This window comes from Bradyrhizobium sp. JYMT SZCCT0428, from assembly GCF_018131075.1.
In the GTDB taxonomy this organism is placed as follows: domain Bacteria; phylum Pseudomonadota; class Alphaproteobacteria; order Rhizobiales; family Xanthobacteraceae; genus Bradyrhizobium.
In genome coordinates this window covers 42,323-63,795 of sequence record NZ_JAFCLS010000027.1, presented here as the reverse complement: position 1 = coordinate 63,795, position 21,473 = coordinate 42,323, and the positions used below count along the sequence as shown (strand labels likewise).

Genomic DNA, 21,473 nt, shown 5'->3' with positions numbered 1-21,473 from the left:
ATCGAAAGGGAAAATGACCATGGATAAGCCGATGAACGTGTGCGTGTTGGTTGGAAGCCTGCGGAAGGCGTCGCTCAACCGGATGCTGGGAAATGCGCTCATGTCGCTCGCGCCGGCTTCGATGAAGCTCGAAATCGTCGAGATCGGGCAATTGCCCTTTTTCAATCAGGACCTAGAGACCGAATCTCAGCCCGCGCAATGGACCGCGTTTCGGGAGCGCGTCAAGGCCGCTGACGCTGTGCTGTTCGTCACGCCCGAATATAACCGTTCGGTGCCGCCTGCTCTCAAGAATGCGCTGGATGTCGGCTCCAGGCCGTATGGCAGCAGCGTCTGGGACCGCAAGCCTGGTGCGATTGCCAGCTGCTCGCCGAGCGCGATCGGGGCTTTCGGCGCCAACCATCATCTGAGGCAGTCGCTCGTGTTTCTGAACGTGCCGACCATGCAGCAGCCCGAAGCTTATGTCGGCCACGCCGACAAGCTGTTCGATGAAAACGGCAAGCTCGTCAACGACGGCACGCGCAAATTCCTGCAGGAGTTCATGCAGGCATTCGCGAATTGGGTCGAGAGGACCCGATCCTGAGGCCGCCGAATGCCGGCGGCCACGGTATCCAGCTAAAGAGGACCTACGACTACGATGAAGGCGGGACGTGTTGCGCTTGGCATTTGTTTCTGCCTTGCCCTAGGGCGGACGGCGTCAGCGGACGCTGGATTGAGCAACTTTGATCATCTTGCGGGCGAGCAGCGCGCGACAAAAGAGAAACATGCGGCTGCACCTCGCAAGCGAAAAACTGTGCCCGCCGCCATACAGCGCCGGAATCGACCAATTGATCCTGGGCAGCCAATTCCGACGAAATACGTGTCCCTGACAGACTTAGCTCCCGGCCTCTTGCCTTACTTCAATAATGGACCGGCATTCGGAATTCCGGGGACGGTGACCGGGGACATTTGGCACCGTACCCAGCTCACCGGCGACTGGGGTGGCGTCCGAACAGACTGGGCGCGCCACGGCGTTTTCATCGACGTTTACTCGACGAGCTACTATCAAAACGTCACATCGGGCGGGCTACAAACCGGAGCCGCCTTTGTGCAGAGCACACAGGCTTCGCTCAATATCGACACCGGGCGTGCGGGCCTTTGGTCTGGCGGCCTGCTGCATCTGACGCTGCATTCGCGCTACGGCGACACGCCGGCGAATACCTTCACGGCGGGCGCTGCGGTTCCCCAGTATACCGGGCTGGCGTTTCCCGACCCGCTCCGCGCAAACGATGTCCTGCCCGCACAATTCTTTCTGACCCAATCACTCACCAAGGAAGTCAGCGTCCTGGTCGGAAAAATTGCTGTTGTCTACCTCCCCGACCAAACCCTGTTCGGCGACAGCTACAAGTACTACTTTGCCAACTTCAACTTCAACAAGAGCCCCGTAGCGCTCAATTTCTACAATGCTGTCTCATGGGCGGCGCTGGGCGTGTGGGCGCCCAGTCCACAGCTTACCGTCTACGGCGGTGTGCTCGATCCGAATTCCAAGGCAGACAACTTCGCCGACCACGTCTTCGACACGGTTAATCTCTACATTTCCTCCATCCTGTCCTACACGGTTGGAGGTCTCCCTGGTCAATTCTCACCGGCCTTCAATTGGTCGAACAAGCCGAAACTCAATCTCGAGCAGCCCTTCGGACCGTTGACGACGTTAGCCGCGACGAGCCAGGCCGTTGGCGCTCTCATTGGTGGCTCCCCGACCGACGGCCTACCCGCCTATTTCAAGGATAATAGCTGGGCCGCGATCGCCAACGTTTCGCAATATCTCTATGTCATGGACGACGCCACAACGATTGCCGAGAAGCTCAGGAGTGGCCAACCGCTCCGCGGGATCGGGATCTTTGGCAGGGCTGGATATGCCCCAGAAGCCACCAATCCGGTGACCAGCTACGCAAGCGTCGGGCTGGTTGCGCATGGTCTGTTCAGCGGCAGGGAGTACGACAGCTTCGGAGCGGGATTTTACTACAACAGGATCAGCGGCAATCTGAAGGCAGACATCGCCCAGCTTACGCTGGGAAATGCCCGCGCGCGCGACGAGAGCGGCATCGAGGTCTTTTACAATTTTGCCGTCACGCCGGCGATCCGATTGATCCCCAGCTACCAGCACATATGGCATCCGCTTGGGGCCCAGGTCGCCAAAGGCCAGGATCACGCTGATCTCTTTCTGACGCGCCTCACCGTGGCGTGGTGAATTGCCATAACAAGGGCAATCTTCCGGTTGTTGGTTTCATTTGGCGCGCGTTGCAGTGGCCGACAAGGCGACTGCGAATGCTGAAAGAAGCGGATTGAACCGCTGGTGAAGCTCAAAATAGTGGCCGCATTTCCTCGAATTCGTCATGGCACGCGTCGCTGAAGCCTCGTAACAGATCGATCGTGCCATCGATCGCCATTTCGCGCAGTTCGACGAAGCTCTTGTCTGGCTCCAAATAGGTGTCCAGGATTTTTCGGGCGACGTCTTCGGCGCAGTGGACCACCGACTTCGAGGACAGCGCCCGCATCGCGCTCAGCTTCGCGTAAACGCCGACCAGGCTGGGAATGTCAGCTTTATCGTGCTGCAGTGCATCCATGTAACACCTGGCAGCTTCCTCGATAAAATCCCTGTAGAGGATCTGCCGGCGGCTCTTCTCGTGAAGAATCCACTCGACCCGGACCTGGCTTCGATGGTTCAGCCAAGTTGCGATTCCGCTCGTCAAGCCGCCGACAGCTGCTCCGGTGAGCGCGGCGAGCGCGGAGATAATCGAGACGTCCACAGTTGCAATCCCAACCAGCTTCAGAGCCCGACGGTGATGACCGCCGGCCTGGCGACGACTATGACGCGGACGACCGCGGCCCCTCGGAAATCAGCCGTGAGCTCCGTTGGCCTGACAGATAGGACCAGAACCATTGCGTTTGGACGCGAAACCGATTCTGGAGTTGCGGGAGGGCGAGCACATGGAGTGCGGCCCACACCAGCCAAGTCACAAAGCCGCTGCTGCGGAAATGGCCGGCCTCGAGGATGGCGAAGTTTTTGCCGACCACCGCCATATTGCCTTTGTTGCGGTACCGAAACGGTCGACCATCCTTTCGTCCCCTGACACGGTTGGCAATGACATGCCCGACAAACCTTCCCTGCTGAATGGCTGCCTGTGCCACTCCCGGCACGGGGTGACCATCCTGGGTCATCGCGGCTATGTCACCCGCCACAAACACATTGGGCGCCTCGGGGATGTCCATGAAAGCGCCAACCAATGCGCGCCCGGCGCGGTCCGTGGTCGTCCCGAGCATCTTCACAACCGGCGAGGCGCTGACGCCTGCTGTCCAAAGCACGGTGGCGCTGGGAATCCGGGCGCCAGCCGCGATCACGCCCTGGTCGTCAACCTTCTCGACCTTTACGCCCGTCGATACTTCAACCCCGAGCCTGGTTAGCCGCTTGGCAGCCTTTCGTGACAGCTTCTCTGCAAAAGTCGGCAGAATACGAGCCCCGCCGTCCAGCAACACAATTCGGCTCTTGGCAGGGTCGATCTTGCGGAAATTCTTGCGCAGGGTCACCGAGACCAGTTGAGCGATCGAAGCAGCAAGCTCGACGCCGGTCGGGCCACCGCCCACCAACACGAACGTCATCTGGCGAGCACGCTCTTTCGGGTCATGAGTCGATTCAGCCAATTCAAACGCGCTCAGAATCTTGGTTCGGATCGTCTCAGCGTCGTTGAGGCTTTTGAGGCCGGGTGCGAACCGCGCAAACTCGTCATGACCGAAATAGCTCGGCCGCATTCCAGTGGCGATTACCAGGAAGTCGTACTCGAGCTTTCGACTGCCAATCCCGGGGCAAGCGGCTTCGACGGTGCGAGCTCCGAGATTGATGCCCCTGACCTCCGCCAGCAACACGCTGAGGTTCCTCTGTTTCGCCTCGAGCTGACGGATCGGCGCCGCGATCTCGGATGGTGCAAGAACAGCGGTGGCGACCTGGTACAGGAGCGGCTGAAAGATATGGTGATTACGCCGGTCGATCAGCGTGATCTCGACGTCGGCTCGCTTCAGCGCACGCGCCGCCGCAATGCCGGCAAATCCGCCGCCAACGATCACAACGCGCTTCTTCCGGGGAGCTTCATTCGCTGCTGCCGGCTTTTCCTCCGGCAAGGACTTGGTCAGAACTGTGCTCAATGCTGCACCCGATGATGTTGTACGCGCCCCCGCCGCTCATTCCTATCGCGACGTCCATGCTACTTCTTGAACTGCGTTGCGATGCATAGGACATCCTTGCCGTGCAGATGTTACGAGGTTCGGTTCGATGGACCGAGCACCCGGAAATGACGGATGAGTTTCGCGGGTGAGCTTAACTGCGCCATGTGCAGTCGAACACTGCAGACGCGACCTCGATGCTGAGCATCGGCAATACCATGGATAGAATAACAAGATTGTAGGGATCCGCCGTGGCGAGCGATCGCACCATGCTGCCGGCAGCACGATCGGAATAGCATTCGACGCTGCAATACCGGCTGCGCGTGGACAGATCATGCAAGTAGCTTCGCTGAAGCGGCTGCGAGCACGATGCGCAAAACGACGGCTTGCGTGGAGTCCTGTGGTTCACCAGCACGAAATTCATGGCCGTCCTTAGGTCGTTTTCGCTACCCGTTTCATCGGGCGATACGTCCTCCTGTCCCGGCGCTCCCGCTTCTGTCGGATGGTTTCATTCCCGCCAGGATGATCTGCCTGCATGCGTCACCGAGCTCCGCGTTCTTCTGTCTAAGACAGGCAGTGATTTGGGCCGAATCGGGGATGAACGCACTACAAAGGCGAAGCACGTCGGGGGTGCAGGCGCGTCGCTCCTCCAGAGCCTCTTGCGCGACCGCAGAAACGGGTAAAACCATCAATGTTAGCCAAGCAACGCGTGAAAACGCTTTCAAACCAAGTCGCATCCATTTGTCTCCACCCATTCGAAACATCCCAAAGCGAAACAGGGCCCGTCAATGGTGTCCTGATAGTGCGCTCACGAAGCCCTGCCCGATCCTTGGTATCGCGGCGGGGCCGATGCATATTGAACGGCGTTGCGATCCATAGAACATCCTTGTCGCGTTTCATTTCATTTGGACGCGGGCAGAAAGTGCTCGAACAGCAGGCGCGGCAGGATCAACCCCAGCGTCATGGCAACAATGCCGTGGTCCCGTTCACGGCAACGCTCGTCAGCAGGACTGCCGGCGCGCCCGGCCCGATCGAGACCAACTCGACAAGGGTGCTGGCGGTGTGGAACAAGAAGAAACCCCGCATCATCGAGACGACGGCGGAGAAGCCGAGCGCGGCCAACGGAAGAGCAGACGGTCGGCGACCGGCGTGACGATGACGCTGACAATGAAGCAGGCGATGAAGGCACCAGTTGCAACATTTGTCCGATGCCATCGAGATCACGGCCCAGCGCATCGCATGCGCGAACATGCCGACCCCGATCGGTGGAACGCAGCAGACGCCATGGCATCGAAAAGAAGGTGCCGAACGCGGCGACGGCGCATCCTGCCGCAATCAAGTCAGCGGCCAGCGGCGTCGGCGCCGCCGCTTCGGCGGCCGGAAGGGTTTGCGCCGGTGACGACGAGCCCGAACCAGAGCCCGGCGCAGATCATCAGCACGAAGACACAAGCATAGGCCAGGCGCGCGATGCCGAGCGCGACGCGCGTGCGCGCAAGATCGATAGCGCCGTTGAGGAGATGCGGACCAGGCACCAGCACCATGCAGGGACAGAACGCGATCAGCGTTATCGCCTCCGACAACTTCAAGCGGCCGGCGCCAGCCACGGCACCTGCGATGGTCGCGGCGCAAAGCGGCTTGATGAACGGATTGGCGCTGAAACCCGGCCGCCGGCGCACAAGCGCGCCGATCGCCGCGCTCCCCGCAATCAGCAGCAGGCTCACTGCGTCAGCCACGCCGAATATGACACCGAGCGACGCCGCGCCGACGGCTGCCAACAATGTGAAGCGCAGCGTCGAAACCGGCGGCAGACGGCCTGCCAACGCGAGTGCAGACCGCGCAGCGTCAGCCTCCAGCTTGCCATCGCAGACCTGATCCACGACGGTCGTGACGGCCAGCACCTTGCCCATGTCGACCCCGAGCGGCTTTACGGGAACGATTTTCGACACCGTCGTGCCCTCGATCTCAACCGTGAGCTGGCCCCAGTATGGCAGCGCCGTCACCGGCACGCCGATCGCGCGCCCAAGCCGTTCGGCGGCGACAACTGTTCGTTCCGTGGTCTGCCCGTGAGCGAACAGTACCACGGCCGCCAGCGCAATCAGGTCCAATGCCGCTTCGCGTGACAGCGGCCTTGTTGAGACGGCGATGATGCGGAACCATGCGGGACGCTGTAGGGATTGTTATGATCCCAACCTGCGCCGTGCCCCGAAAGCGGGCTTGTAAGCGATTGCGAGGATTTGTACGCGATTGCGCTAAGATCAATTGCGGGTCCGGGCTCGCTCTAGCCGGCAGCCCGGATGTTGGATTGGAACCGGCTGAGGATTTGTCGAGCGCGATCGTGAATCGGCGAGACCATTCCATGTGGCGTCTGATTAAGAGCCGCGCTGATATGTCTGTACGCCTCAGCCATTCGCTTCTGTGAGATCAACAGCTCGGCAAGATCGATTGCCGACTTTAATTCAAACAGATTGGCGGACTGACGTCTTGCCCACTCGATCGATATCAGCAGGCTCTTTTCTGCTTCGGGATAGTCATTGGCCGACCTTGACGCCAGGATGATGCCCTTCACCCTGAACAGGGCGGGCATATGCAGAAATTTGCCAGCGCGCTGCTGTTGCTCAATCGCATTCACGGTTAGGATCAGCGCCTGCTCGTGTTTACCAACGTCCCCAAGAGCCCTGGCCAGATCGCAGGTAAAATCCATATTCAGCATCTCGTGATGCTGAGCGTGAAGCTCCTCCAGCGCTCTCTTCAGCAACCCGATTCCATCGATGCGATTGTTTTGAAGGAGCAACCATTGGCCCTTCAGGCCAGTCGCTATGGCGCGATACGGCGTCAGCGAGTGCGCGGTTGAGAGATCACTCAGTTCACCGATGTACTGATCCGATTGCCTCAAGTCTGCCATGGTCAGAAAGACAGGAATGACCAAGGCTAGGGATCGGCAATACGTGGCGGGGTCGCCTGACCTCTTGCCTTCCTCTCTGGCGCGTTTTGCATAGTCAAGCGATTGGTCGAGCAAGCCTCCGTACAGGAGTGAACGTGCCATGCCGACGAGCAAGAAGCTCGTATAATGAAGAAGATATTGTTCGGTTCGAAAGCGCGGACCGGACGCCAGGTATCGGAGGCCCGATTCGCAATGTAGTTGTGCGGCCGGGTGATTTCCCAGCAAATGATCGGAGGCGGCTAACATTGCTTCCGTCAGCGCCATGTCGTCGGGATCCCCCGTTTTCAACGCTAATTTCTTGCTCCGGACGGCGATTTCGGTCGCACCCCGAATGTCCATGGTCCAATGCGAATACATGAAGAGCCCGCTCAGGAGCCGCAGCTCGTAGGCAAAGTCTCGTTGTATGACCGCAACGTCCAACGCCCGAGAAAAAGCTTCGCGAACGCGCTGACCACTCGCTTCGGTGTGCATCAGCGCCAAGGACAATGACGCGCAAATCTCCATCTCCCGGCGAGAGTTCTTGTGCTGATTTCCGAAACGAGCGATCGCTCGCTCTGCCCAGATGCAGCATTCGATCAACAGGGACAGTTCGAGAAACGGTTGCATTGAAGCGGCCGCGAGTCTTGTCGCGATCTCGTCGTTGCCGTGTAGCCCAAAACTCCATTCCAGCGCCGACCGAACATTGCTGAGTTGTCGGGAATAGGCCGCAACTCTTTCAGCCCTTGGCAGGGTCGATAGCATCTCTTTTTGCGGTTCGAGCTGTTGGATAACGTATTCCGCGTGTCGCAGCGAGATCGCGTCGAATTCGTCATGCTCCTTCAGCTTTTCGAGCGCATAGACGCGCGTTGTGTCCAGCAGTCGATATTGTGGCTGCCCATGGTCCAGCTGAGTACATATTAACGACTTTTCGACCAGACCGGCGATTGCGTCACAGATCTCTCCATCATCGGAGCCTTGTTCGCCAGCGACTTGCCTCGCCCCCTCAAGGCTGAACTGTTCTACAAACCGGGCAATTCGTCTGAAAACAATCCTCTCCATACCGGACAGCAGATCGTAGCTCCAATCCAGCGTTGCCTTGAACGTCTGATGCCTGGGGATCGCGGTCCGATGGCCCAATTTCAGCAATTCCAGCCGAGATAACAGGCGGGCCACCGTGCCCCGGATGCCCAGCGCCGCCACTGGTCCCGCAGCCAATTCGATCGCGAGCGGCAGGCCGTCCAATCTCCGGCACAGGTCGGCGACCAACGGCGCCTCACGGTCCGTGAGAACGAAATTGCCGCCCCTTGCCGTTACGCGCTCCACAAAGAGCTGCGCCGCCGGATACCGCAGCACGGCAACCGCCGTCTGCTCCGAATCGGCGGGTGGAAGATCCAGCGGAAGGACACGGTAGCAATGCTCGCCTTCCACCCTCAGCAATTCGCGACTTGTGGCCAGCAAATGGACTTGCCCGGCGCCTTGAAAGAGCTGTTCGGCGACCCAGGCGACGGCTTCGATCACGTGCTCGCAGCTGTCGAGGATGATAAGCAGCTTTCTCGAATGGATGAGTTCGATGAGCTCCGCGCTCGCTGCGTTCGATTTCAGCACAAGTCCCAGGGAGGTCCCGATGGCCCGCACAACATGGTCCGGATCGGTGAGGCTTCCGAGGTCAACGAAGTAGACATCTCCGCCGAACTCTTCGGCAATGGCGTGGCCTGCGGCGACGGCGATGGTCGTCTTGCCAATGCCACCGGGGCCAAGCAGGGTGACGAAGCGCTCCGCTCGCAGATTGTCCATGACCTCGCTGAGCACCGGCTCCCGCCCGACCAGCCTGCGCGGCCGCGCGGGCAGCGGGCCATGGTGTCGCCGCGGGGCGGTGTCGGCCGCATTGTTGCCGACCTCGGCGACAGTCCCGACGAACGAGTAGCCCCGGCCCTGAATGTTCGCGATGTACCGGTTGCCGAATTTGCCGTCTCCGAGCGCCTTGCGGATGGCGGCCACGTGTACCCGCAGGCTCCCCTCTTCGACGGTCACATCGGACCAGACGTGATCAATCAGTGTCTGCTTTGAGATCACCTCACCCGGATGCCCGGAAAGATAGATCAAAATATCCAGCGCCCGGCCGCCGAGGGGAAGCACTTCACCGTCGCGCCGGAGCATCCTCTCGCCAATCGAAAGTTCGAAAGGGCCGAACCTCAGCTTTCTATGAACTACGGTGCCATACATATGTCAGCCAAGAATGAAGAGCTCCCCCGCATAATTACCGTCAGCCGGCAAATGCCGCAATTGTGCGCGCGGAAAGTTGGCCACAACGAAGCTCGTAGCCTTTCTCACACCTTTGGCAAGGACGAACTAAACCTTGGTATAGCTTACGCGGAGGGTTGAGCCGACCCCAGCACCGCTGGGGCCACATGGCGGGCACGAGCACCATGTGCCGGCACGACCGTCCTGCCTTGCCTTTCCAGCCGCTGGAGACGGTTGGCCACGGATCAGCCGGCAGATAACGGACTGCTCTTTTGTCCGCGCCTTCTGCGATGCCGATGTGAATGAATTGTATCGCCGATGGCCGGCGGAGGCGACTTGTCGCGGGCTTAGCGGCCGTTGATGCGACGTAGGCAAACTACGGCGCGCCGCTATTTCCCTTTGAGCTATCTAGAGCGGTCTGAATGCAATTCAGGAGGTCGCTCTCATCGAACGGCTTGGGCAGATAGCAGATGACCCCAGCCTGAAGTGCGCGGACACGAATATCGTCGCTCGGATAGGCCGTTATCAGTATGGTGGGAATCTCGTTGCCCAATCGAGACAGATTGCTGTGCAGATCAAGGCCACTCATCCTGGGCATGTCGAAGTCAACAACCAGGCAGCCGGTGCGGCTCAGTTCGGGTGAGCGTAGGAACTCCTCCCCCGACGAAAACGCCTGGGCGACCAATCCGATCGAACGCATCAAAACTTCGATTGCGTTTCCAACCGCTTTGTCGTCATCGACTATGGCAACTATTGATCCTCTGTTTGGCACTTGGCAAGACCGGTAACCGCGAGACAGCTTTTCTACGGAACAACGGATGTCGTCCACGAGACTCTTTCTTTTCTAGGCGCAACCACTACGTGCTTCGATTATACAAATGTATAGGAACTCAACGATTGGCTTCGGAGGCAGGAAATCTTGGTCCATGGCGCTGCGCCACATGCATCGACGTTTATATCCCGGGCCCTGTTAGCTCACAAAAACGCCTTCAGCTTGGACGGCGCCGGAGAGGCAAGGGAGGCGCTAGGAGTGATCGGTCTCGAGGGAGGAGACTTCACCATAACCGCACGCATTGACGCTCACTATTGATCTAGTGGAAAGATCGAGTACCAAATAGCAGCGGGCACACCATCCAAAGGTTGCGCTGCCAGCCAATCGGTTCGACTTTGAACGGCACATGGTGGCCTGATGCGGAACCTGGCCGACATCAGCCGGCCAGTTCGCCGATGGCTGCGATCCGTCGGAACCGAATTGGGCCGGTCACTCCCTCTATCGGCCATGCGATAATCTCGCTATGCTCGGTGCCGGACTGGCAAAGCCAATGCGCATGTCAACGAGGAACATGTGGTAGAGCAACCGCCAATAGTGATGGTCATCGACGATGATCCGGGAGTGCGGGACTCATTAGGCAAGCTGCTTCAATCGGCAGGCTTTCGGGTTAGCCTATTCGGTTCGGTGAGCGAATTTCTCGCGGCGAATCGGCCGGAAGGGCCCGCTTGCCTGGTGCTTGACGTCCGGCTTCCCGGCCAGAGCGGACTCGAGCTGCAACGCGAATTGGCGGGGGCCAAAAGACAGCTGCCAATCATCTTCATTACCGGACATGGTGACATTCCAATGTCGGTGCAGGCGATGAAGGGTGGCGCGATCGAATTCTTGACAAAACCGTTCCGGGAGCAGGATTTGCTTGACGCGATACAGCTCGGTCATACCCGTGATCGAGAGCAGCTTGAGCAAGAACGAGCTATTGCAGAGCTGAAAGCTCGTTTCGAAAAGTTGACGCCGCGGGAGCGCGAAGTCATGGCTTTCGTGGTGAGCGGACGGCTGAACAAGCAGATTGCAGGCGACCTCGGCGTAAGCGAAATCACGGTAAAAGTTCATCGTGGCCAAGTGATGCGCAAGATGCGGGCATCGTCCTTGCCTGACCTGGCGCGCATGGCCGACCAATTGCAACTGCCGCTGACAAAGCCGCGCAGCCCGGGTCGCGTGGCCTAGCGCAGAAGCTCTGCCTGCATCTCTCGCAAAGGTCCTATTGTGTCTGACCATAGACCAGGGTGCCTGCCAGACTCGACCTCCGCTACGCCGCGGATCCGAAGCGGTACTCCACTCACGATGCGGCGGCCGGATGAGCCGGCGTAATGAAGCCAAAGATAGCGCCGCGTGGCACGTTAGGGCTCGCCCACAATCGTCCGTTATGCGCTTCGACAATCGACCGGCAGATCGACAGCCCAAGTCCCACACCGTTCGGTTTCGTGCTGTAGAAAGCCTCGAACACGCGGTCAAGATCCGCCGCTGCGAAGTCTGGACCTGAATCTCGCACCTCGACTGAGACGCCATCCGGTCCGTTATAGCTGCTGACGAGCAATTCCCGCTCCCCTTCGCCGCTGTCTCGCATCGCTTCGATGGCGTTGATGATCAAGTTAAGCAGTACCTGTTGCAGCTGCACTCGGTCTCCCTGAACACGCGGCAAGCCCTCCGCTAACTGCGTCCGCACCGAGACGCTATTATTTGCGGCCTCCCTCCGGGTGAGAGCAATAACCTCGAGGAGAGCATCGTTAATCTCTACGGCGTCTTTTCGAACGGGAGCCTTCTTAATGAGTGCGCGGACTCGCCCGACGACCTCGCCTGCGCGATTGCCCTCCTTGACAATAAGGGAGAGCGCGTCATCCACCTCACGAAAATTCGGCGGCTCAGCGCTTAGGAAACGCCGTGCGGCTAACGCGTACGTGACTGCCGCTGTAATCGGCTGATTCACTTCATGGGTGATCGAGGCCGTCAATTGGCCCATCGTCGCGACGCGGTTAGCGTGCGCGAGCTCGAGTTCCGCCTTGCGGTATCGCTGCTCGTTTTCGCGAGCTTCTTCTTCTGCCATCCACAATGCCGTAACATCGGTGCCTGTGCCACGATAACCGCGGAATTCTCCTTTGGCGTCAAACACTGGCTTGCCGCTGATTTTGTTATAAACCACAGTTCCGTCGCTATGTGTGGCCCGGTAGACAAAATCGCGGAACGGCTGACGCGCCTTGAGCATAGACCGATGAAGCTCCCACTTTTCCGGCTCCGATTGGACGTCCGTTGCGAATTCCCATCGGGCCACTCCAATCCGGCTCACAGTCGCGAGGCCGCGAGCGAGACGTCGTTCGTCCTCCGTGAGGCGTGTGAATTTGTGATCAGGGTCGGTTTCCCAGTACCAATCGGAGGCGCTTTCCGCGTAGTCGCGGAATTTCGCTTCGCTTTCCCGCGATGCTTCCTCGGCGCGCTTGAGCTCCGTCAGATCGAGCACGAATGCGACGCCCTGGTCTCGTTCTTCGCCGAACGCAGCCAAACCAATCAACACGGGTACGCGACCCCCGTCTTTCCGAAAGTACTCCTTCTCGAATGGTTGGACTGCCCCGATCATCTTCAGCTCTGCATCAGTCCGCGCGTCGCGCTCGCGCCATTCCGGCGGCGTCAGGTCCGTTCGGTTCAGTCGGCCCGAGATAAGATCCTCTCGATCGTACCCCCCCATGCGGAGAAACGCGTCATTTGCCTCAAGAATGCGACCTTCGAGATCCCAGATGAAAATTCCGATGATGTTGGAATCGACCAAGCGCCGGATTTTCGCTTCGCTTTCCCGCAATGCTTCCTCGGCGCACTTGCGTACTGTTATGTCTGTCGCAGTGCCTATCAATTCGATGAGCTCTCCGTTCCCATCGAGGAACGTGTGCCATGTTGAACTGACGTGCTTCACTGTTCCGTCGGGCAGCACAATCCTAAACTCGTCGAAGCTGTCAACTTTTTCGTTGACCACCCTCGCTTGTCTTTCGTCTACCCTGTTGCGATCCTCGGGATGAACTCGTTGCCGAAAGTTTCTGCGGGTCGGTAGATCCACCTGCGGATCCAACCCGTAAATTCGGAACATTTCCTCGGAGCAGAAGAGCACCGTCTGGCTGCGAGCGTCCCATGCCCAGGTGCCGGTGTGGGTCAGCTTCTGCGTTTCGGCTAAATAAGCCTCACTTCGCACCAGAGCTTGTTCGGCCCGCTTGCGCTCCGTCAGATCGAGCACGAATGCGACGCCCTCGTTGCCGCCCTCTTCGAACAGCGCCCCTCCAATCAGCACGGGGACGCGCCTGCCATCCTTTCGGAAAAACTCCTTCTCGTACGGCTGAGCAATCGTTTTTGAGTTCAGTTCCGCCAGGGCACGCTTGTCGCGCTCGCGCCATTCCGGTGGGGTCAAGTCCGTCCAGCGTATGCGACCTGAAACCAGATCGTCCCGTTCCTGTCCTACAAGATGAAGAAACGCGTCATTCGCCTCAAGAACCCGACCTTCCAGGCCCGTGATGAAAATTCCGATGATGTTGGAATCGACCAAGCGACGGATTTTCGCTTCGCGTTCCTGCAATGCCTCCTCCGCGCGCTTGCGCTCTGTTACGTCTGTCGCAGTGCCGATGAACGCGATGAGCTCTCCGTTCCCGTCGAGAATCGGGTGCCCCGATGAAATGACATGCTTAACTGTTCCGTCAGGCAGCAAAACCCTGTACTCGTCGAAGCTGTCAACTTTTTCGTTGACCACCCTCGCAAATCTCGCGTCTGTCCTGTTTCGATCCTCCGGATGAACTCGTTGCCGAAAGTTTTTGCGGGTCGGCAGATCCACCTGCGGATCCAATCCGTAAATTCGGAACATTTCCTCGGAGCAGTAGAGCACTCTCTGGCTGCGAGCGTCCCATGCCCAACTGCCAGTGTGGGTCAGCTTCTGTGTTTCGGCCAAATAGCCTTCGCTCCGCTGTAAGTCGGCAGTTCGTTCCACCACCTTGGCCTCGAGCTCATCACGGGCCTGACGAAGCTCTTGCTCTGCATGTCGTCGCACGGCGCTGACCCAGCCGACACCCAAGGCGCAGAATATGCAAAAGGTTAAATAGACGAGATCGGCAGAGCTTATTGGGCTGAAGGAAAAAGAGGGACGAAGGAAGAAGTAATTGAGGCTAATGACTGAGAGGACAATTGCGAGCACACTTGGCCCGGTTCCAGCGTACCAAACGGTCACAGCGACTGCGAACAGGAACGGCGTCAAAATAGCTTCGAAATGCCGCAGCACGAGGAAAGCCAAGCCGTTGGCGATTGCTACGGACAGAATTGCAATGCCGTACCGGAGAATCGTCGGCATGGGTGTTGGCGATGAAGGGTCCCGATGCGCCATGGCTTGCCTCATTTGTGAGCCAGCCGACCAACGAGGAGCAATGCGCGAAAGTTGGTGACGGCATGAGGGGGCGGCGTATCGTGGGGTGTTCGAAGCCTCCACTTCTCCACTGAAGGAGTGATACGCCCAGACCGACACTAACGTTTTCCAACCCTCCCAACCAAGAACTTTTTGCGGACCCGCTGACCGAGGTCTTGAGCAACGGCGCGGCAGCGCTTTTGGAGCAGGCCTTCGAGGCCGAAGTGCAAGGAAGAATGCACCGACGAAGTATGCCGCTGGCAGTCCGACCCGTCTCGGACGTGTCCCTCGTGGCAACACTCGCCGCTTCCGGGATTAGGCCGGCATAAGTCGGCGCGTGATCGTCTCAGCACCCATCACGATCTCCAGCCTGGGCGGGCAATGTGAATTGAAAGATGGCGCCGCAGGGCGCGTTCGCCCTCGCCCACAGTCGCCCACCGTGCGCTTCGATGATGGAACGGCAGATGGCCAAACCTATGCCCATGCCTTGCACCTTGGTAGTGTAGAAGGCCTCGAATAGGCGGTCCACACTCTTCAGATCCAGTCCCGGACCCGAATCTCGTACCGCCACCAGCGCGCCGTTTGACTCCGCTTTCCCGGTACAAATCAGCAATTCGCGTGCTCCTCCGCGAATGCCGCTCATTGCCTCGACGGCGTTGATAATCAAATTGAGGATTACTTGCTGCAGTTGCACCCAATCTGCTTGGACGACCGGCGATGGCTCTGCGAACCGCGTCTGCACTGATACGCCGTTTTTCGTCGCCTCGCTACGCGTCAACTCAATCACTTCGCGGATCGCTGCATTGATCTCCGCGCGCTCCCTCTTCGGCGGCGCCTCCTTAAGGAGGCCGCGGATCCGGTAGATCACGTCGCTTGCTCGATAGGCCTCTCTCACGATGCAATCGAGCGCTTCCCGTACCTCGTCCAGGTCCGGCGGTCGACGATCCAGAAAGTGCCGAGCGGCCTGAGCGTTGGTGACTATCGCTGCAATGCGCTGCGTCACTTCAGGGGCGATCGAGGCCGTGAGCCGTCCTATCGTTGCGATCCGATCGACGTACGCCAGATCAACCTGCGCCTCGCGCAAGCCGTCGGTGGCCAACGTCAGGGCGTTCGTTCGGATTAGTGCGGCATCAAAATCCTGTTTTTTAGTATCCTCAGGCGCGGCGCCCAGATGTCGAATGTAGATCATAGTGCCCTCCTTGAATCTTCGGAGCGGAATCACCCGGTGCCGTGAACATCCCCCGAATGATTAATTCTCCTCTTGGACGGGCTTGATCCGGCCCGGAGGCCTTTGCTTTTTTTCATGTGGAATTTTGGCCTGTTGCGCCTTTGAGAGACGGGGTCGGGCTCAATTGTCCAAATCTGGCTAATTCGGGATCGGCAATTTACGCGCACTTTGCTAAATAGGCCGAAACAGCTCCGTCAATGGCCTTTGGCGCGGAGGTATCTTGATACCGCATCGACAACGCCTTTTTTGGTGTCCGCGGTGCCCCGAGGAGCTCCGGCGCCGCTCACAGCGACAGCGCGTTTTGCCACGGTCGGAAATTGAACGGCCCGCCGCCGCCAAGAGCGCGCCCATAGTAACCCAGGTGCGGTGATGAGACTCTCGGAGCGGTCTGCAGGCTCGCTCGACACTATCGCGGGGCACGCTGACCGCGTTTATTCGGTTGCCGAAGGGGCGACGCCTCCGCTGGAGATACAAGCGGTATCAAGCTCCTGGCAAAGGTCGGCAAAAAAACACGGCCTCGATCCGCTCGATAGCCAGGCGCCACGTATCCTCACGCCCGCTGAGCTGAAACATTTTCGCGAACCGCTGGATAAGCTCATCTTCACTGCCCGGCAGGAGATGGATGCATTGTACGAGGTGGTTCGTGAGGCTGGGTACACCGTCCTGCTCTGTGATAGCTCGGGCGTCGCAGTCGCTCACCGTGGTGAAAATGCGCTGGCAAGCCAGTTCCAATATTGGGGAACTTGGCTCGGCGGAGTGTGGTCCGAGGACGTGGAGGGCACAAACGGCATCGGCACCGTCATCGCCGAAGAGCGGCCTGTCACCGTTCACAGAAGTCAGCATTTCAGGTCCAGACATATTGAATTGAGCTGCTCTGGCGCGCCGGTGTTCGGGCTCGATGGGCGACTGATGGCAGTCCTGGATGTCTCTGCCATCGATCCTGGACTCTCCGAACGAGCGCACGCGCTGACCGGCGCGCTCACAGTACGATCGGCGCGCGCGATAGAAGAGCGATTTTTTCGTGAGCAGTTCCGTCGAGAGTGGATCGTGGCAGTAGCGCCGCCGGAAGGAATCGGTTCAGGCATGCTGCTCGCGGTTGCCGGCAACCAACAAATCATTGGCGCAAACCGCGCCGCGCGCACGTCCCTCATGCTCGATGATCGCGGGCTCCAGGCGGGTACCAGCTTGTGGTCGATTTTCGAACGAGACATCGACCTCTTCCGGCGCCAGGACCGGACCGATATCTCTGCGCGATTGCTAATCGCCGGCTGCGGTGACAGTCGGCCAGCGCTTGTGACTCCACCCGGTCACCCTATGACTGACGATAACCTGCACACGCGCCCGCGCTTGGGCTCGATCGATATTTCACGGCTGCCACCATCACCGCAAGCACAGGGCGGATTGTCGCCCGGCGCGATGCGTCGAGTGCGGGAATTCGTCGAAGTGCATTTGGGTGAAAGCATCGATCTGTCGATTCTGGCTGGAGTCGCCGGACTATCAGTGCATCATTTTGCGCGACAATTTAAGCAATCCGCCGGGGTGGCGCCGCATGCCTACCTCACGCAAAAGCGAATCGAGCGTGCCCAGGAGATGTTGGTTCAAACGGATCTCTCGTTAGCGGAAATTGCGTTCACTGTGGGCTTTTTCGACCAAGGTCATCTGGCGCGTCATTTCCGTCAGAGGCTCGGCACCACGCCTCGAGAGTTTCGATGGTCGGAACGCTAGAAGTAAACCACGTTTTGGATTCACACCCTCCTCGAAGAACCATTAAAATTTGCTGCTTCAGTTATTTGTCATTGTTCAAGTCTTCGCTTCGCCCGATGATTTCGTCACGCTTTGCCCGGCCCGATCAAGTGTCGATCGAATCCTTTGCCGGTACGAACCTTCTGGTGCCCGCGCTGAGAACGCCACCGTGCGGGAATGATCCACTCAAGACCTGCTTTGCCAGCCCCAGGTCGAAAGTATCAAAACCCTCGCGGAACTTGCCATAAGTCGCTTGCAGCGCCTTCCACGCTGCCTCTTTTCTCCCGACCGACTTTTCAGTAATCACCAAGCTGGTGGCGGCCCTGAGCGCCCATGAAAAGCTCGCTTGCTCGGTCGACAATGCGAGGGCGCGGCCAAAATACTCCCTGCCAACCGCCAGCCCCTCGTTATTGGCCAAGGCCAGCTCGCCCCTGATGCGGAGCAATTCCGGAGCGTACCATTGGCGCTCGTCAAGGTTGATCTTCGCGGCTTCGAAGACCGCAAGCGCCTGCCGCGGCCGGCCGTCGGCGGCCATGCATCTCCCAAGTTCAGCCTGCATGAACCAGTTGAACACCCCGTAGCGTGCCGCCGACAGCTTCTCCAAACCAGAGAAGAGTGTCGCGGCGGCTGCTTCAGCTTCGCCGCGCCTTGCCCTCAAGAGGGCCTGCATAGCGAGACCGAACCCATGATAGCTTTCAACGGCGTATTTTCCGGCGTGTTCGACAAGTTCGTTGGCAAGCGCTTCGGTCTCATCACCATCGGGGTTTGTCAGATACATGTTGAAGCTTGCCCAGGTCAGCGCCACACAAAGGGGCACGGCGTGATCGAGTTGGCGTGCCTCTGCGATCGACGTTCGATTAAGCCGCCGCGCATGATCGGGAGAGCCGCGCAGCCAAGCCAGGTTGGCCATGACGCCGAGAGCATCGGCTTTACGGTCGTAGCCAAATCGCTTGATAAGAGACTGTCGTGAGGCTTCGTCGTCGCGGTGCAGTGATAGTTCGAGACAGCCTTCGGCCTCCAGTATCCGCCCGGAGTGGTGGTAGGTGACCCCGCGCATGTAGTTGGCCATTGCGATAGCGCCGCGATCACCGCTCCGCTCGGCGACATTGCCGCAGCGATCGGCCAGTCCGGTCGCCCCCGGATAGTGTGGGATGCGAATCTGGTGCGCCCAGAGAACTAGCAGGGAGATCAGCTGATGTTCGGCATCCTTGAGGCCCTCAGCGAGAACGTGTGTTTTGGCCCAGGTCGCGTAGGACTCATCGGTCATGCCACCTGTGAACATCATGCAACTTGCGAGCGCCGACTGAATGACCATCTCCTGTCGTGTGCCCGAATTCACGTCGTCGAGACGACTTATGGCCTTACTCATCCACTCCCGGCATTCGGTGAGCAGCGACATACCCATCCAGGTGCTTGCCGATGCAGCAGCGAGTTCGATACCGATTTCCGCATCCCCCGCGGCGGAAAACGCCCAGTTCAGGGCGGCCCTGAGATTGTCGACCTCGATTCCCAGCGCCTTGGGCCAACCCGACACGTCCATCGCGGCGCCCTGCCTGAATAAGTCGCTGAAGTAAAGGGCGTGACGGTGGCGAAAGATATTCTCCTCATCGCTCTTGGCTAGTCGCTGCAAGGCAAACGCGCGCGTAGTGTCGAGCAACCGCAGCCGCGATTCTTGTCCATACGCTGCGATCAAGGATTTTGACCGAAGCTCCCAAACACAATCCGACGCCCTTGCTTCATCAGCCTTGTCATCTGCAACAACTGCGATAGCCGCCTCGAACGTGAACCCGCCCGAAAAGACGCTAAGCCTGCTCAATACAAGCCGTTCCCGCTCATCGAGCAGGTCATAGCTCCATTCGAGAGTAGCATTCAAGGTCTGATGCCTCGCCGCGGCGGTCCGACGCCCTGCCCATGTCAGATTCAGGTGATCATCAAGCAGGCTTGCAGTTTTTCCAAGACCATAGATGTCGACTCTGCAGGCCGCGAGTTCGATTGCCAGTGCGATCCCGTCGAGGCGCCGGCAGATTCCAGCCGCAATCGGCGCATCGGCGTCGACCAGCTCGAATTGGCCCCGCATGGCTCGTACGCGCTCGACCAGCAACTGAACGGCCGGATATTCAAGCGCGCGCGATGCCGATATCCCCTGATCGTCCGGAGGACATGAAAGCGCAGCGAGCTCGTGGACATTCTCACCTTCGATACGCAATGTTTCCCGGGTGGTCGCAAGCAGATGCAATGTTGGCACACGGCAAAACAGCTTTTCCGCGAGAGCGGAAGCTCCATCAATCAGATGTTCGCAACTGTCGAGGACGAGCAGCGTCGGAGCTTCCAGCAAGTGATCGATCAGGGCCGGCACCACATCGTTTGTTTGTATCGCTAGTCCGAATGAGCTCGCCACCGCGGGCGCAACGAGGGAGGTGTCGCCAAGTGTGCTCAGGTCTACGAAGCGAACCCGGCCGTCGAAGATGGAGCGCATCTCATGGGCGACCGCGACTGCAACGCTCGTCTTCCCGATACCGCCAGGGCCAACGATCGTAACGAATTTCTGTGCGGCGAGTTTCGCCTGGATCGCATCGATCACGTCCTTTCGACCAACCATACGCGCCAAACGTGCGGGGAGACGTGACCTCGAAGCCAAGTCAGTCTCCGATGTCTCCACGGAGAATGACATTAGCGGCACGACGAAGCTGTAGCCGCGGCCTGGTACGTTCGCGACGTATCGCCTGGTGGGGTCGTTTTGAGCCAGCGCCTTGCGCAGCGCCGAGATGTGCACGCGGAGGCTGACATCACCAGCTCCCCGCTTTGGCCAAACGCGCTCGATCAAGGTTCTTCTGCTGACGACCTTGCTCGCTTGCTCGACCAGGACGATGAGGATGTCCATCGCCCGGCCCCCGAGTGGCACGACCTTTGTGCCGCTCGTCAGAAGCCGGTTGCCGATCGACAACTCAAAAGGACCGAAACTCAGAACTTTCCTGTTTTGACCGCTCATGGGATATTTCTCATCCGCGCCGGCTCGATGACCTCACGGCTGCATCTCGTGTTCGCGTCGCCAACTGGCCGGACTATGCCCAAAGGCTTGCCTGAACAGTCTGCACAGATGTGCCTGATCCGAAAATCCAGCGCTCAGCGCTATTTCGCTCAACGAAGCTGAACTGGTTAGCATCAGATGGCAAGCCTTCTCCAACCGCTTCTTGACCACGTAGGCATGTGGCGGTTCTCCGAAGCTCAGTTTGAACGACCGCGAGAAGTGCGCGGGGGTTCGCCGCGCGACAGCGCTGAGATCCTGGGTGTGAATGGTCCGGTGCAAGTTCTTGTCGATGAAGGTTCGCACCCGCGCGATCTGCCAACCGGCCAGTCCCGCCACCCTGGATCGCTTCGCGCCCGAATGGCGTTCGATCTCCGATTGCAAGATGGTCGAAGCGGCGGCCAGCGACGCTTTCGCCGCCTCGCGATCCTGCTCGAACTCGCGCCTCACCACTTCAAGAAGCTGCGCCAGACTACCGGCCAAATAGCCGAACCGGAGAGCGGCTGGCGAAGAATTCGATGCGGTGCCTTGAGACGGTTCCATGTAAATCCCTCGATGAGCATCCCGGCCCGTCGAAAGCATGGTGCAAACGGTCCCATTTGGCGTGTTAAGTAGCGTTCTGAAGTATTAATTGCGCCGCAACATAAAATAACCCAGGAGTATCAATAACATACCCCCACCAACGATAGGTTGAAGAGCTGTTTGACCGCCCTCAGGCCGGCTCTCAGATCCAGGACGCGATAACACCGACGAGGATGCAGACGTAGAGAGCCGCCTCTGCAAGGGGCGGATTGGCGAACATCGACCTCAATCCGAACCGGCCGACAACAAACCGGACCACGATCAGGATGACCAAAGCGAGGAACAGGAACCTCACAAAGGGGTCAATCAGGACGCCTCCTAGATCAATATCCCTCGGCGCACGCATCG

At 59.1% G+C, this 21,473-nt stretch carries 15 protein-coding genes; 5 read left to right on the top strand and 10 right to left on the bottom strand.

Translation table 11 applies throughout. The features are described from left to right. Nucleotides 1-19 precede the first annotated feature (19 nt). The gene (locus tag JQ575_RS25725) at nucleotides 20-580 is read left to right on the top strand and encodes an NADPH-dependent FMN reductase (RefSeq protein WP_212035933.1); all 561 of its coding nucleotides are present in this window, start codon (nucleotides 20-22) and stop codon (nucleotides 578-580) included. A 129-nt stretch (nucleotides 581-709) separates the two neighbouring features. Beyond that, on the top strand, nucleotides 710-2,227 hold the full coding sequence (locus JQ575_RS25720) for a carbohydrate porin (RefSeq protein ID WP_212035932.1): 1,518 nt from the start codon (nucleotides 710-712) through the stop codon (nucleotides 2,225-2,227). 112 nt (nucleotides 2,228-2,339) lie between these two features. Here the strand turns inward: JQ575_RS25720 and JQ575_RS25715 are convergent, their stop codons facing one another. Further along, on the bottom strand, nucleotides 2,340-2,786 hold the full coding sequence (locus tag JQ575_RS25715) for a hypothetical protein (RefSeq protein WP_212035931.1): 447 nt from the start codon (nucleotides 2,784-2,786) through the stop codon (nucleotides 2,340-2,342). Nucleotides 2,787-2,844: 58 nt separating this feature from the next. Beyond that, on the bottom strand, nucleotides 2,845-4,098 hold the full coding sequence (locus JQ575_RS25710; protein WP_312016025.1) for an NAD(P)/FAD-dependent oxidoreductase: 1,254 nt from the start codon (nucleotides 4,096-4,098) through the stop codon (nucleotides 2,845-2,847). 982 nt (nucleotides 4,099-5,080) lie between these two features. On the opposite strand from JQ575_RS25710, the gene JQ575_RS25705 reads away from it, so the two are divergent. After that, entirely contained in the window at nucleotides 5,081-5,347 is a 267-nt protein-coding gene (locus JQ575_RS25705; RefSeq protein ID WP_212035929.1) for a hypothetical protein, read from the top strand. A gap of 187 nt (nucleotides 5,348-5,534) precedes the next feature. On the opposite strand, the gene JQ575_RS25700 is transcribed toward JQ575_RS25705, so the two are convergent. From JQ575_RS25700 to JQ575_RS25690, 3 genes are all read right to left on the bottom strand, one after another. Then, entirely contained in the window at nucleotides 5,535-6,299 is a 765-nt protein-coding gene (locus JQ575_RS25700; RefSeq protein ID WP_212035928.1) for a threonine/serine exporter family protein, read from the bottom strand. A 173-nt stretch (nucleotides 6,300-6,472) separates the two neighbouring features. Further along, nucleotides 6,473-9,271 carry a winged helix-turn-helix domain-containing protein gene (locus JQ575_RS25695; protein ID WP_212035927.1) on the bottom strand — a complete coding sequence of 933 codons (2,799 nt, stop codon included), beginning with the start codon at nucleotides 9,269-9,271 and terminating at the stop codon, nucleotides 6,473-6,475. A 460-nt stretch (nucleotides 9,272-9,731) separates the two neighbouring features. Then, nucleotides 9,732-10,127: a response regulator transcription factor gene (locus tag JQ575_RS25690; RefSeq protein WP_212035987.1), complete on the bottom strand. Its 396-nt coding sequence runs from the start codon at nucleotides 10,125-10,127 to the stop codon at nucleotides 9,732-9,734. A gap of 573 nt (nucleotides 10,128-10,700) precedes the next feature. Here JQ575_RS25690 and JQ575_RS25685 point away from each other — a divergent pair. Further along, nucleotides 10,701-11,348 (top strand): response regulator transcription factor, encoded by a 648-nt coding sequence (locus JQ575_RS25685; protein WP_409364822.1) that lies wholly within the window; start codon nucleotides 10,701-10,703, stop codon nucleotides 11,346-11,348. Nucleotides 11,349-11,460: 112 nt separating this feature from the next. Here JQ575_RS25685 and JQ575_RS25680 read toward each other — a convergent pair whose 3' ends face one another. Continuing rightward, on the bottom strand, nucleotides 11,461-14,529 hold the full coding sequence (locus tag JQ575_RS25680; RefSeq protein ID WP_212035925.1) for a PAS domain S-box protein: 3,069 nt from the start codon (nucleotides 14,527-14,529) through the stop codon (nucleotides 11,461-11,463). Nucleotides 14,530-14,893: 364 nt separating this feature from the next. Then, entirely contained in the window at nucleotides 14,894-15,736 is an 843-nt protein-coding gene (locus JQ575_RS25675; protein ID WP_212035924.1) for a sensor histidine kinase, read from the bottom strand. Between the two features lie 408 nt (nucleotides 15,737-16,144). On the opposite strand from JQ575_RS25675, the gene JQ575_RS25670 reads away from it, so the two are divergent. Continuing rightward, the gene (locus JQ575_RS25670; protein WP_212035923.1) at nucleotides 16,145-17,500 is read left to right on the top strand and encodes a helix-turn-helix domain-containing protein; all 1,356 of its coding nucleotides are present in this window, start codon (nucleotides 16,145-16,147) and stop codon (nucleotides 17,498-17,500) included. Between the two features lie 124 nt (nucleotides 17,501-17,624). Here the strand turns inward: JQ575_RS25670 and JQ575_RS25665 are convergent, their stop codons facing one another. The 3 genes from JQ575_RS25665 to JQ575_RS25655 all read right to left on the bottom strand — a co-directional run bounded on the left by JQ575_RS25665 (nucleotide 17,625) and on the right by JQ575_RS25655 (nucleotide 21,471). Then, complete coding sequence (locus JQ575_RS25665) at nucleotides 17,625-20,507, bottom strand: winged helix-turn-helix domain-containing protein (RefSeq protein ID WP_212035922.1); 2,883 nt, start codon at nucleotides 20,505-20,507, stop codon at nucleotides 17,625-17,627. A 33-nt stretch (nucleotides 20,508-20,540) separates the two neighbouring features. After that, complete coding sequence (locus JQ575_RS25660) at nucleotides 20,541-21,125, bottom strand: helix-turn-helix domain-containing protein (RefSeq protein ID WP_212035921.1); 585 nt, start codon at nucleotides 21,123-21,125, stop codon at nucleotides 20,541-20,543. Between the two features lie 142 nt (nucleotides 21,126-21,267). Beyond that, nucleotides 21,268-21,471 (bottom strand): DUF1656 domain-containing protein, encoded by a 204-nt coding sequence (locus JQ575_RS25655; RefSeq protein ID WP_212035920.1) that lies wholly within the window; start codon nucleotides 21,469-21,471, stop codon nucleotides 21,268-21,270. Between the last annotated feature and the right edge of the window lie 2 nt (nucleotides 21,472-21,473).

Coding starts and splice junctions, on each gene's coding strand:
- JQ575_RS25725 (WP_212035933.1), top strand. CDS start 20: ATGGATAAGCCGATGAACGTGTGCGTGTTGGTTGGAAGCCTGCGGAAG.
- JQ575_RS25695 (WP_212035927.1), bottom strand. CDS start 9,271: ATGCTCCGGCGCGACGGTGAAGTGCTTCCCCTCGGCGGCCGGGCGCTG.
- JQ575_RS25680 (WP_212035925.1), bottom strand. CDS start 14,529: ATGGCGCATCGGGACCCTTCATCGCCAACACCCATGCCGACGATTCTC.
- JQ575_RS25675 (WP_212035924.1), bottom strand. CDS start 15,736: ATGATCTACATTCGACATCTGGGCGCCGCGCCTGAGGATACTAAAAAA.
- JQ575_RS25670 (WP_212035923.1), top strand. CDS start 16,145: ATGAGACTCTCGGAGCGGTCTGCAGGCTCGCTCGACACTATCGCGGGG.
- JQ575_RS25665 (WP_212035922.1), bottom strand. CDS start 20,507: ATGAGCGGTCAAAACAGGAAAGTTCTGAGTTTCGGTCCTTTTGAGTTG.
- JQ575_RS25660 (WP_212035921.1), bottom strand. CDS start 21,125: ATGCTTTCGACGGGCCGGGATGCTCATCGAGGGATTTACATGGAACCG.
- JQ575_RS25655 (WP_212035920.1), bottom strand. CDS start 21,471: ATGCGTGCGCCGAGGGATATTGATCTAGGAGGCGTCCTGATTGACCCC.